General features: G+C 51.9%; 8 protein-coding genes and 1 pseudogene. 2 read left to right on the top strand and 7 right to left on the bottom strand.

What is annotated here, in order from left to right; all coding sequences use genetic code 11:
• Positions 1-200: pseudogene (locus ACQY8X_RS06470) on the bottom strand (hypothetical protein); the annotation flags it as partial.
• Between the two features lie 104 nt (positions 201-304).
• Positions 305-1513, bottom strand: a complete 1209-nt coding sequence (pcaF, locus tag ACQY8X_RS06465; protein ID WP_428034329.1) for a 3-oxoadipyl-CoA thiolase — start codon at positions 1511-1513, stop codon at positions 305-307.
• Between the two features lie 392 nt (positions 1514-1905).
• Between pcaF and ACQY8X_RS06460 the strand changes: the two genes are divergently transcribed.
• Entirely contained in the window at positions 1906-2391 is a 486-nt protein-coding gene (locus ACQY8X_RS06460) for a Crp/Fnr family transcriptional regulator (protein ID WP_428034328.1), read from the top strand.
• A gap of 537 nt (positions 2392-2928) precedes the next feature.
• Here the strand turns inward: ACQY8X_RS06460 and ACQY8X_RS06455 are convergent.
• Together ACQY8X_RS06455 and ACQY8X_RS06450 are read right to left on the bottom strand one after the other, a co-directional pair.
• A complete protein-coding gene (locus ACQY8X_RS06455) occupies positions 2929-3141 on the bottom strand; it encodes a cold-shock protein (RefSeq protein ID WP_428034327.1) in 213 nt (70 codons plus the stop codon).
• 209 nt (positions 3142-3350) lie between these two features.
• The gene (locus ACQY8X_RS06450; RefSeq protein WP_428034326.1) at positions 3351-3614 is read right to left on the bottom strand and encodes a hypothetical protein; all 264 of its coding nucleotides are present in this window, start codon (positions 3612-3614) and stop codon (positions 3351-3353) included.
• A 267-nt stretch (positions 3615-3881) separates the two neighbouring features.
• Here ACQY8X_RS06450 and ACQY8X_RS06445 point away from each other — a divergent pair, with 267 nt between their 5' ends.
• A complete protein-coding gene (locus tag ACQY8X_RS06445; RefSeq protein WP_428034325.1) occupies positions 3882-4748 on the top strand; it encodes a LysR substrate-binding domain-containing protein in 867 nt (288 codons plus the stop codon).
• A 75-nt stretch (positions 4749-4823) separates the two neighbouring features.
• Here the strand turns inward: ACQY8X_RS06445 and ACQY8X_RS06440 are convergent, their stop codons facing one another.
• From ACQY8X_RS06440 to ACQY8X_RS06430, 3 genes are all read right to left on the bottom strand, one after another.
• Entirely contained in the window at positions 4824-5060 is a 237-nt protein-coding gene (locus ACQY8X_RS06440; RefSeq protein ID WP_428034324.1) for a hypothetical protein, read from the bottom strand.
• 211 nt (positions 5061-5271) lie between these two features.
• Complete coding sequence (pbpC, locus tag ACQY8X_RS06435; RefSeq protein WP_428034323.1) at positions 5272-7608, bottom strand: penicillin-binding protein 1C; 2337 nt, start codon at positions 7606-7608, stop codon at positions 5272-5274.
• Positions 7580-13198, bottom strand: coding sequence for an alpha-2-macroglobulin family protein (locus ACQY8X_RS06430; protein ID WP_428034322.1), 5619 nt, complete (start codon positions 13196-13198; stop codon positions 7580-7582). The genes pbpC and ACQY8X_RS06430 overlap by 29 nt, the downstream gene beginning before the upstream one ends.
• Between the last annotated feature and the right edge of the window lie 344 nt (positions 13199-13542).

The raw sequence follows: 13542 nt of genomic DNA, 5'->3' as shown, positions 1-13542 counted from the left end.
AAACGCTGCAGATCGTCCAGCTGTTTCAACTCGAACGGATGAACACCAGCCTCATCGCATAATTTTTTATACGCCGGAACATTGTTGTACGCGTGCGCAATACTCCACTGCATGCGCACCAACTGCAGAGCACGCAGCTCATCAATGCTGGCAGTTTCAATGGGATCAAGCGCCCGACGGGGATGCTTATCATATTTCATAACTTTGCTCGTCCTGTCTTTTTATATTGCAGTATTCAGAACATTTAAAAACCAGCCCGCAGGCATTCGGTCCTGCGTTGGGCTGATTCACGTGTCACTCAGAATTACACCCGCTCAATGATCATCGCGATACCCTGCCCCACACCGATACACATGGTGCAGAGCGCATAGCGGCCACCGGTGCGGTGCAACTGGTACATTGCAGTTGTCACCAGACGGGCTCCGCTGGCGCCCAAAGGGTGTCCCAGCGATATAGCGCCACCGTTCGGGTTGACATGGGCAGCATCATCCGCCAGTCCCAGATCACGCATCACCGCCAGCCCCTGCGATGCAAATGCTTCATTCAGCTCAATAACATCCATCTGTTCCAGCGTCAGTCCGGTTTTTGCCAGCACTTTTTTTGTCGCAGGCGATGGGCCAAAGCCCATAATACGGGGGGCAAGGCCCGCCGTTGCCATACCGACAACCCGTGCTTTTGGCGTCAGACCGTACTTATCAGCTGCCGCTTTGGAAGCGATCAGCAGCGCACAGGCACCATCATTTACTCCGGAGGCGTTGCCCGCTGTCACAGAACCACCTTCGCGAAACGGTGCTTTCAGTTTAGACAGATCAGCCAATGTTGTTGACGCCCGGGGATGTTCATCGGTATCAACCACCAATGGTTCGCCTTTACGCTGCGGAATCACTACCGGTACGATCTCTTCGTTAAACAACCCGTTAGCCATGGCCGCCGCCGTTTTCTGCTGACTGCGCAGGGCAAACAGATCCTGATCTTCACGGGAGATATTGAACTCTTCGGCGACGTTCTCCGCAGTTTCGGGCATGCTATCCACACCATATTCCGCCTTCATCTTCTTATTGATAAAGCGCCAGCCGATGGTGGTGTCATACAGACCATTAGGCGTGCGGCTGAAAGCAGTCTCCGCTTTACCCATCACAAAGGGTGCGCGGGACATCGATTCACAGCCACCGGCAATCATCAGCTCAGTCTCTCCCGCTTTAATTGCACGCGCCGCCATACCGATAGCGTCCATACCTGAGCCACACAAGCGGTTGATGGTAGTGCCAGGCACATCCGTCGGCATCCCGGCAAGCAGTGCCGACATACGCGCAACGTTACGGTTATCCTCACCGGCCTGGTTGGCGTTGCCGTAGATAATGTCATCTACCTGGGTCCAGTCCACCTGTGGGTTACGATCCATCAGCGCCTTTATAGGCACCGCACCCAGATCGTCGGCCCGAACAGCGGAAAGTCCACCACCGTAACGTCCAAAAGGCGTACGGATAGCGTCGCAGATATAGGCATCGGTCATGTTTTATCCTCATTTATTTTTTTCTGGATATACCCGTCTGTACAGCAAGCAGATGAAAAATCCCCGCTGTGTCACAACAGTTATTACCGTCTCGATTTAATATTACATAATTATAATCAATTGACAACTTTTATGTATCACTTTCAGATCATAAATCCGTTAACCATCCTCATTACTATTATATAAACGAGTTTAATAGAGCTTATTAATGAAACTTAATTTCCTCAACTTAAGCCAAGAATGTATCAATGATACTCAGAGTATAGACTGCGGCGGCGATAGACAGCTGTTTTCTATTCAGGGGTTTCGCTATTGATGCCAACCGTTAAAAAGATCTGAAAACGGCGCCAGCCGTACTACACTGTGAATTAGGCGATATCGGGGATCAGTCGATGAACATAATCACCAGCCAGCAGTTGTTAGAGAATCATCCACTAAGTGCTTTTACCGATGCATCGGTATTTGGCGCGTTGCCTGAGCCTGCAATTCTCTGGCTACTAAAAAATGGGGTCATCCGGGAGTTTAAGCCGGGCGAGGAACTGTTCAGCCCGGGCCTGCCCGGCAACAGTTTTCATGTCATTCTGGCGGGTTCAGTCGATTACTATAAATATCATGAAGGTCACTATGCTTATATCCGCAAGCACAAAGCCGGTGAACAGATCGGCTTTGTCAGCATGATTGCACTGCATGACCGGGTGGGAAGAGCCTCAGCGTGTGAAGCAAGCACTACACTGGAGATCAGCTCAGCGGTGTACCACGACTTTCACCTTAGCCACCCGCTTGAGTTCGGTATTCTGATGATGAACCTTGCCCGGGAGATGGCCCGAACACTGCGAAATACGAACAATATTCTGGTAAAAAAAGTCACTGAACGGTGAAACCGCCACTCTAAATAGCAGGATGGTGACCACTCAGATAAGCCCAGAGGCGATCACCCGATGAGAAACGCCACCACTCCTAACGGCAGTTAACAAAGCCTGCCCTACCGAGAACCTCTCCCAGCAAACAACGATTTCTGATCGTTACCTCACTGATTTCTGCGGCATGAGTCAGACAAAGATCCGAAGCAGATCCACTGCTGCCTCGGTTTATATGGAGGAGTTCAAGGCGGCAATAGGCCTCTACAGATGCAGAGGCATGCCCCACAAACAGCGGTGTAAACACTATAGGTTCAGGACTCTCTGCGGGCACTGCAACTCATCTTGCGCATCGATATCAACAAGAGGCTCTCGGCACTCCCGAACAGGGACAACCAGCATAGGAAAGGTGGATGGGTTAGTTGGTGCAGCAGACGCTCCGTTACCACAGCAGCGCTGCCAGAGCCTTCAGAAAACCACCAGCTAAAGGATATCGGTTAAAACGGAGAAATGTGCAACCAGGCAGGCTGCACATATAGATAAGGCGTTAGATATTGATCAGCTGGCAGCAATCGGCGTGATATTGACTGCATGTATTCCTACCTCTTTTGGTGAGGCCTCAAACCGGACGGACTGACCGGTTTTCAGGCTCTTATAGCCTTCAGAAATAATGGCCGAATAGTGCACAAACAGATCCTCTTCAAAGTCGGGAGAGACGATAAAGCCAAACCCCTTCGCATTGTTAAACCACTTTACTGTTCCCGTATACATTCAGCGCTCCTTATTCTTAATCAGTAACTGCTAGTCGTCAGAATCTTGCAACGTCCATATTGATCTAACTACTCTGAGGCTATTTTCAGAAATCTGAGCAAACGGGTATATAAGAAAAAATCCTATAATTGACAAACAATGCGGATAAAAGCGTCCCAGATCAAAAAAAAAAGCAGGCGGATGCCTGCTTTAGTTGAGTATGCGACCGGTTAAGCCCGATCCATATCTCCGAAGATATCACGCTTTAAACGCTGCCGTTCAAGACGGTCTTCAATATCTCTGCGACGACTATGTGACTTACGACCCAGTTCTTCAGGCAGATCGTCATCTGCCTCGTCCCCATAATAGTCAGAGTCAAAATCTACTGCTCGGATCGGGCGCGCACGACGCTTGCTGCCTTTATAACTATCGAACTCTTCATCCCAGTCATCCTGGTCATCTGAATAGTTATTGACACGATTCCTGTTACTCATAATGCTTCTCTTTAATACCTCAAGGGCTTTTATGATGTTACGCACAATGATGCGTTTCACCTGACCGAACGCCTGAAACTAAGCATGCAGCAACACGGCGTCTGACCATAAAAATATTTGATCAGTTCTTTAACATACTGTTTAAAGTACAATTGGATTATTATCACAGTTTCAAAACCTGTAAAATGATCCTTTTTTATTATTTCGATTAAAAAAACTAATCGAACTGACTAACCGAACGTACAAACTGAGCTTTTGTTTCACACTATGGAAATCGGACTACTACGCACTTTTATCGAAGTCACCCGTACCCGTCATTTTGGTAAGGCGGCTCAGAATCTCTACCTGACACAGTCGGCGGTGAGCTTTCGGATCAGGCATCTGGAGGAGCTGGTTGGCGTTCCGCTGTTTACCCGACAGCGCAATAATATTCTGCTGACAACCGCGGGTGAACGGCTGATACCCCATGCGGAAAACATCATTAAAAACTGGCAAATGGCACTGCAGGATGTAGCGATCTCCGTAGAACAGGATCTACAGCTGGTATTAGGAGGAATAACCAATCTATGGGGAACCTTTCTGCAATCCACGCTGCCAAAGCTGGCTGAAAGCTTTCCCAATATGGCGATCCGAACCGAGATCAATAATCATCTGGAGCTCACCCGCTCGCTCCTCACCGGCACTCTGGATCTTGCCATCCTACTCGACCCTCCGAGTTTAAAAGAGCTGAGCCAGCAAGAGATTGGCCAGATTGAACTGGTGCTGGTCAGCAGTCATCCGAAGCTGACATCGGATCAGGTTCAGGATCATGAGTTCATCTTTGTTGACTGGGGAATGGCTTTCAATCTGCGAATCAATAAACTCTTCAAAAGACCACTGACACCGATTCTGCATACCGAACAGAGCCAGATCGCCCTGGAATTTGTACTCAGCCATGGGGGCTCGGCGTTCCTGCCGCTGGTGTTAGCCGGCCCCTATCTGGAGTCAGGAAAACTGCACCGGGTTAGCAATATAAAACCGGTAAAACGCACAGTTTATGCCGTCTATGTGAAAGAGTCTGAACGTTACCCTCAGTTACAACCGATTATCCAGAAGTTGTGTGACTATGAACTTAAACCTGAGATGACACTCTGACACGGCGTTTCTGTAGTCAGAAAAGTGTTTTCCCACTGCGGTTACCGGCGATATCACCGACAACCGGAGAGCGATTCAACTATCCACCAAAATAGACAGCGCCTCTTTAATTTCCGGCTGCATCACCTGTGCATTATCCTGCAACTCGGTAACGGCAACGGCAAACTGGGTACGGATAACATCGTTCTGATCGACAAGCCAGGCAAGTGCTGCCTGACTACATTGCTGGGGCGTCCAACTGTGTTTCAGTGGAACACCAGACCCTTGAAGAAAAGCAAAAAAATCATTCTGATCCTTCAAAATAGAAATCATATGCGCCTGCTCCTGCAACACTTTCGGTTGCTTTATTATTATGCTGCCCCTCAGAGGTATCGCTATGAGAGACAAAAACCAGCATATAGCTGGCCCTTAGTTATACCTTAGTTGTATACCATCACTCCTCATTGATCAACATTTTAAATACAAAAATCTGATGATCGCTGCTGATGCCCCATATGACGCACCAACAGTGATCATAATAGGGTTATCTGACTACGGAAAACGTTACCTGCTGCCATACACCCTGCTCATCGACCAGACGCAACCGGTGCTCACCTTCAGCTAATGTCACCGCCAGTTCATGAAACGTCCGGGTAGTGCCCAGATAGTGCTTATCCAGGTGCCAGTACAGTCTGGCGGCATCTTTCTTTGCACTGGCCCGCAATACCACTTCGCCCCGCTGTCCATTCAGATATTTCGGCAAACTGATCAGCTGTCCCGCTCCGGGATAGGTGATCTCAAAATCTCCTTTTAACACCCGACGATCCGGTAAACAGACCGGATCAAAGTCAGGTACCGGCGTATAATCCGGGTGTGAAATGCGATAGTAGACAGCCTGTGAAGGCGGCAACTGAAAAAAGGTCTTGCTGATAACCTCACCCGCAGCATCGCAATCCCGACTGGTACGCAACCCTGAGACCCGATCCACCGCGACCTGAAAATGATGAGGGCTGACCTTTTCAAAGCGTGCCGCAAGCGGAATCAACAGTGTCTGCCTGGGACAATCGAACTTAGGCAGGAAGCCATTATCCCGACACACCTGTATCGACCTAAGCGCAGCATCGGGCGTCTCCGGCCAGCCCCCCGCAGCGATAATATTGAGTGTATCAAACAGTAGCGGCGCCGCAGCACTCGTGCCGGTCAGCAGTGGCCGCCCCTCGCCGTTGGCATTGCCAGTCCAGACCCCGACAGTCACATCCCGGGTAGTGCCGATAGCCCAGCCATCCCGTAAGCCATAACTGGTACCGGTTTTCCAGGCAACTTTGGCAGACCCGGCAAACAATCGATGCATCTTGTGTAAACCCGGACGCGTTACATCAGACAGAGCCTCCAGCGTCAGCCAGGCGGCTCCCTGACTGAGAGGCAACTGTCCTCCGTCCGCCGGCACAGCCTGACCATACTTTAAAGACTGTTGGACAATCGATTGGGCACTCTGCGCCTGGCGGCTCAGATTAGCATAGGCCGCCGTCAAATCGACCAGACTTACCTCTGCGCCCCCCAGAATCAGAGAGAGGCCATACTCTTCTGGCGTGCGGAACAGATGGCTGAAACCCATCTGTTTTAACTGCTCATAGAATGCCTGATAGCTGTACTGATCCAGCATCCGCACTGAGGGAATATTTAGCGAAGCGGTCAGCGCTTTACGTGCAGAAACGGCCCCCCGGTAAGATTCATCGTAGTTAGTCGGCTGATAGCTGCCATAGGCGGTTGGAATATCAGGAATCAGCATCAATGGGGTAATATCACCGCTGTCCAGCATTGAGGCATACAGAAAGGGTTTCAAGGTGCTGCCGGAAGAGCGCGGCTGACTGGCGATATCCACATAGGGCGCAAACTCTGGCCGCTGACTGAAGGGGGTATTACCAAAATAGGCCTTCACCTGCAGGGTGGCATTATCCACCACGATTAGCGCCAGATTATTAATCCCAAGCGCACCGAGTCGCTGACTATGCTGTTGCAGTATAAACTCAATTTTCTCGGTCAGACGACGGTCAATCTCTGTGTGAAACACCGCCTGATCGGGATATTCCTGGCTCAGCCGGTCAAGCAGATGTCCGGCCAGGGCTGGCCACGGTTTTGGTCTATCGGGGATCGGTTCCAACAGTGACAGCCGGTAGTCCTGCTCATTCAGAACACCGTTCTGCCATAATTTATGCAGCAGAAAATCCCGTTTATGACGCAGCTGTTCCCGGCTACGGGAGAGATGCATCACCGAAGGGCTGTTGGGCAGCACCGCTAACAGCGCAGACTCTGCCCAGCTAAGCTCGTTTAAACGGCGACCAAAATAACGCCAGGCCGCTGCTTCAATGCCCACCGTATTCCCACCCATCGGCGCATTCGCCGCATACAGAGCAAGAATCTCCCGCTTTGACAGCTGCATCTCCAGACGCAGTGCCAGGTGCAGCTCCTGTAATTTCTGCCACCAGGTACGGGCACGATTGCCATCCACTATCCGCGCCAGTTGCATCGTAATCGTGCTGCCACCACTGACAATTCGCCCGGCGGTCAGGTTAAGGTAAAACGCCCGTACAATCGCCAGAGGATCAACCCCCGGGTGAGACATAAAGCGCTTATCTTCATACTGAATCAACGAGGTCGTGTAGGCCTCTGGCAGCGCCGATACCGCCTGAAACCGCCACTGTTGATCCGTCGCGATCCGGGCACTGAGCAACTGGCCGTTCTGATCCAGCAATAAACGAGACAGCGGCTTGCTGAACAGCGGATCGGGTAACGGCCACCATAGAGACAGGCCGAAAACCGTTACCAGTACCGCAACCGCTAAGATCCAGCGTCTATTTATCAGCCGCGATAACCGCAACACTCTGACCTTTCACCTGGGCTTTCAGATTATCGTTGTACATTGCATAAGCGGACGCCGCCGGTAGATAGAAATGACCGACAAACGAAGCATTCATCGGTATTGACAGCGTCTTCGCTTCGCCAGCTTTAAGCCCCATATAGGCGCTCACCCGATCATCCCGGATATCCACATAATCCAGCTGACAAGCCGCCTCAGAGCAGACCTCGCGCTCATTGTCGATCTGCCAGCCACTGGCAGCCCAAAAATTCAGCGCTATATTACTGATCTCATGCTGAGTGATATTACTCAGCCGAATCTGAGCGGTGATATTAGCGCCCTGAGGTAAACGATCAACAGCAACCGTTTTGCCTTCGCTGTTTGCATAACTCACCTCAAGGGCCAGTCCCTGGGCATATTCAAGCTCAGAACCCGGCTCGGCGACACCACTCTGCGTCAACGTTAACCACACCGGCTGAACCCCGGCATTACTGACGTTAACCGCTGTTGCAGTATCGTCACTTAACAGATCCACCTCACTCACCTGCGGAGTCACCTCCAGAGTCTGCTGACTGCCCTGCTGCATAACAACCACCTCTGAGTTGCCATTATCGGAACCACCGATGGACTGCTGAGCCTGTTGATAACGGGCTAACGCCACCAGCGCAAAGGCGGTGGACTGGGTACTGTGCCAGCGGTCCTCCGCCAGCTGCCCGGCAATACTTTCTGCCAGTTCAGTAGCGCTCACCGGATCGGCCAGTTTGGCATAGAGCATCAGGAACAGAGCGTTATCCCGCAGCACTGAGCCAAAGCTGGAGGAGTTGGTATCGTACTGATCAACCGCTGTCAGACCACCAGATATCAGCGACCGGGCAACATCATCCTGACCGGCATAAAGGTAGGCCAGTGACAGCAATGCCACACTGGCGCTGTCATCCACCTGCAACGCTTTCAGCCGGTACATCGCCGACCAGTTCGGTTTGCCATACAGGCTCAGGGTAAACAGCCGGTAAGCCTGGGCTTTCACCTTTTCTGAATCGCTGCTATCAACCGCAAAGTTGGACTGCAGATACTGATAGGAGAGCCACTGCTGCATCAGACTCTCCGGCACTTCATAACCGGCCTGCCGCGCCAATAACAGAAAGTGACCGGCGTAGTTTGTGCCCCAGGCATTACTCTGCGCCTGACCCGGCCAGTAAGCAAAACCACCATCCAGCGTTTGGAATGACTGCAGCCGGTTGATTCCCGCAGAAATATTATGTTGGATCTGCGCCTGTTTTTTCGTGTCCAGCTGACTCAGCTGATCCAGATAGAGCTGCGGGAAAACTGACGAGGTAGTCTGTTCAATACAGCCGTGCGGATAGCGCACCAGATAATCCATACGTGATTTCAGGCTGACCGGTTTAAACAGACTCAGCGCCAGCGATGCCTGGTTGCTGCCAGTAATTCCGAAAGGCTCCAGCTGGAGGTTCTCGGAGGACTCTCCCGCCACAAGATAGGAGGTTGTCCGCGTCGTCCGTTCATTCGGGGCATTGATATCCAGATAAACCGTCTGGCTGTTCTGGGCATCAGCGGACGCCAGCTCGATGGTAAATTCCACTTTGCCAGTTATATTCCCGGTCTGAATCGCAAAACTGGCCATGGCGGAAGAGTATGGCGGCAAAGTCAGTTGCTGCGTTGTTTGCGCAACCTGCACCCGGGTGTCATCCACCTGTAAACTAATCTGCACAGGGGCAGGTTCAGCGGTGTTGTTAAACAGCTCTACCGGCACCTGGGCCTGCTCGTTAGTACGCATCACCCGTGGCAGGGTTGGAAATACCGAGATATCATCCCGTACCACCACTTCCTGCTCCGCCTTTCCGTACGCACTGCCATCTTCGGCCACCAGCATCACCCGCACCGCCCCGAGATACATCGGCAGGGTTACAGGGTGACTCCGCTTCTCACCGGCAGCCAATTTAAAGCTGCCAATAAACTGCACCAACGGGGGAAAGCGACGGTTCTTCTTGCCTTTTTCATCATCGGACTGAGCATCACTGCCGCCCACCGGCAACAGGCCGTGCAGCTCACCACTGTAAGCACCGACGACATCTTTATAGAGATCCCAGGTTTTCACCTGCAACGCCTGGCGCTGATAAAAGTACTTAAACGGGTCTGGCGCGCTGTAGTTGGTCAGCCCCAGCAACCCTTCATCCACCAGTGCCAGCGTATAGGCCATTGGACGGCCCTCGGATTCAGAGACCTGAATATCGAAGCTGGCGCGGGAGTTAACCTGCTCTACCGTCGAAATCTGCGGATGGAGATGTTTCTGCGGATCTTCAACCTGCAGCGGGATAATCCCCATCAAGCGCATCGGCCGGTCATTTTCACGGCTGGCGTGGGGCTGCAGATAGGTTACGCTAAGATAGATATTCGGGGCCATCTCAGGGGTGATCGCGATCTCAATCTGCTGTTTCAGCCTTTTTTTCTGTGCATCCTGCTCAACCCAGAACTGTTGCAACACCCGGGTAGCGGACTCAACGGTCACCAGCGCCCGGCCCTCTTTCAGTTCCGGCAGCGTCACTGTTGCGGTTTCCCCAACCTGATAGGTCCCCTTATCGCTGAACAGTGTCAGACGGTCTACATTATCGCCCTGGGACTCCTGCTGGCGTCCCGCCCAGCCGGGCCAGTCGATATAAACCACTTTACCGCTGCAATGAGTCTCTTCTCCGGCGATACAGGCACGCACCAGATAGCGCCCCCATTCGGGATAATTGACCCGCAACGGCCATTCCGCCATACCATTCTCATCGGTGACCGCCTCACCACTGGCAATCACTCTGCTGTGCTGAGCGTCGGTGTAACGCGCCAGAGATTCAGTGCTCTTCTCATACCACCACTTCCACTCAAGCTTATAAACGCTGATCTCCAGATTGGTATTGCTCACCGGCTGACCAGCTTTATCCAGCACCACCAGACGGGTTTTATGATCCTCATCGGTCAGCAGCATCCCCCGGGCAGCATCCCCTTTCGGTAGCTGCAGCCCAAGATAACGATCATAATAATCAAACGGCCGGGAGAAACTGTTGCTGCTGAACTGTCCGCTCTCTTCGAACACCCGGTTGGTAAAGAGCGCTTTGAGCATCCCCGGCGGAGGGGTTTTACTGTCAATCAGCAGACCAAACGCGGTATCGCCCTGCTTATCCAGGGTCCCTTCAAACAGGTTTATTTTACTGGCCCGGTAGTCCCGGGCCGGATCATCAAAGGTGTATTCCGGGAACTTACCGGCAAACTGAGTTTTCACCGGCACCAACATCACCGATACATCCGCTTTCAAGCCACTGGCAGGCGCACCATGCAGCCATTGAGAGTGCAATCCAACCGCTTGTTCAACCCCATTTTGCAAACGGGCATCCTCAGCCAGATCCAGTTCGACTTTCAGACGGTTAGGCACCACGGTTTCAATCCGCAAGGGGTGGTGAAAATCCTGTCCGCCAACCCGAACCACTGCTTCCCAGTTACCAGTCGGCGCATTCATCGGCGTTGTCAGCGTAAAGGTGTACAGATTACCCACCGGGTGATTGCTGTAGATCGACTCAATCAGTTGTCCGGAAGGGTTAAACAGCTCAACAACCACCGGATGTTCATCCGGCAGCTCATTGAGCTTATCCTGCAGAATAAAGGTCAGATAGATATTATCACCGGGGCGCCAGATATCCCGTTCGCCATAGATAAAACCGTCGATATTGCTTTGCAGATGGGTGCCGCCGATATCAAACTGACTGGTGGTCAACGCACTGACCTCATTCAATTTGAGGTAACCCACCTGCCCCCCGGCAGCGGCCTGAAGATAAAACGCTTTACCGCTGAGTTTGACATCGACAAAACCACGTTTATCCGTCTTACCCTGGCCCACCGACTGCCCCTGAAAGTTGAATATTTCAACCTCGGTGTTAGCGACAGGCTCAGACGTTTTCAGGTTGGTGATAATGACATGCGCAATATCCGCATCGGGTGCCTGTTTCACAACGATACCAATATTGGAGCGCAACAGATTTTTTGCCGCGCGGACATCGGCGGTGTATTCATAATAACTGTCGCTACAGGCGCTCAGATTGTTAGAACCACCGGAGGACTGGTTGTAATAGTTCCATGAGCTGTCGCCATCAATATGCTGCAGCTGATCGGCATTAGCAGGTAGTTTTCGCTCCGGCAGGGCCACCGCATTCTCTGCATCACTGCAGGGTAACAGCGAGTCACCCCGATCCAGCGACAGGGTAAGGCGGATCAGACTACCGGTTTTCTTGTTCATCAACTCGGTGATATCCAGACGGTAGTCCTGCCAGCTGCGCAGACCGCCCTCATCCAGAGGGATCGACTTTTGCCAGATAAAGCGCCCTACCTTCTCCAGGGACTGATCACCTTCCAGGCGATTTTCCTGCAGAAACTGCCCCACATTGTCGGCAAAGACTTCAAATGCAGTGACGGTTACCGATTTGGCGCTAACCGCCTGAAACGGCAGTTCGATCCGAGCACCATCGGGCAGAATCATCCCCTGGCCAGTAAAACGAACCGCTGGTTTCATCGGCGCAATACTAAAGGTTTTATGCTGGCTGGCAGTCAGCCCGACACCACAATGGTCCTGCAGCTCTTTATGAATGGTCAGCTGCAAGCTCTCTGCATTAGAGTTGTTCAGTCCCAGACGCAGCTTATTCCCTTCCACCTGATAGCGGGTAAAACGGTACTGACTGGAGATCAGATGTTTCAACGCCTGATCTTTATTAAGATTGCGGTTAAACACCAGCTCAAGCACACCACCGCCGTTCTCGATAATACCACCGGAAAGCAACTCCAGCGGGCTGTTATCATCGCCCGCAGAGCCGGGGACTGTGAACACCTGTTGCCCCGCTGATCCAACGCCAGCATGACTGTTCCAGCTGACCGTCAGTGCCTGACCACAGCTGTCAGGGCGGGCTATATTGCTGATTACCAATTCGGGTAAGGCCCTGTCTCCGGTGCCTTCTGCGACATCAGGCATTAACACCGAAACCACAGCTGCTCTGTCGGATACGCGGATTCGCTGGGCAATCTCCGTGCTTTTTAGCCCGGCAGCACCACTTACACGGGCATGGATGGAAACAGTGTTGGCGGTGTCATCGCGAACCACCGGCCGCCCCTGTTTAAGATCGGTCCAGTTAAGACTCAGAGGGGTTTCTAAAATTTCAGCGTCTGCCGCGGAGGAAGCAGGCGTATCAATGACAGTGGGAGCGGCGATGCCGGTAGTGTCAGGCTGCGCATCTGCAACATCGTTTAAACTATCCGAAGCAACAACTGCCGGTTCCAGCGAAAGACTCTCGGCGGCCGCCTCAGCAGAGCTACTCTCAGCAATGCCATTCTCAGCAGCTGCGTTCTCAACAATACCCTTCTCGACAGAGTCATTCTCAGCAGCACTACTCTCAGCATCGCCATTCTCAGCAGAGCCCTCCCCGACAGAGTCATTCGCTGTTGCAGCGGTCTCAGTCGATGCGGTGGTAGCAGGCGCGGAATCATCACTACACCCGGACAGGTTTAGCAATAATAGCAGGATAACAAAAGTCCGAAGCAGTAAAGCAGAAAACGGAAAGGCCCTTAACATATATAAATCCCTTTATAGAATGGACGCCGAAAGATTGAATTGTGCTGTAGAGAAAGAATTATACCAATGCTTTATGTCACTATTAAATAACATAAGCGTCTGCCTCCGAGACCAGCGTATTCTGTAATCTACAGAATACGCATCTCCGCCGACATTACCCATGCGATCCTTAATCGCCCCTGAAGCGACTACAGCAGTGGCTCGTTGCTCATACCCTTCACCCACCCCATGCAACAACTTTCTTACAAAGCGGTTAACTAAAACACTTACTATCAAAACAATAAAGAGGGCTGTTGCGAGCTACGAGTAAGTCACGATCTGTGTGACGTTCGAGCCACGAACAA

Source organism: Amphritea sp., assembly GCF_050300915.1.
In the GTDB taxonomy this organism is placed as follows: Bacteria; Pseudomonadota; Gammaproteobacteria; order Pseudomonadales; family Balneatricaceae; genus Amphritea.
Note: the sequence above shows the minus strand (reverse complement) of the source record. Positions and strands in the feature narration are given on the sequence as shown.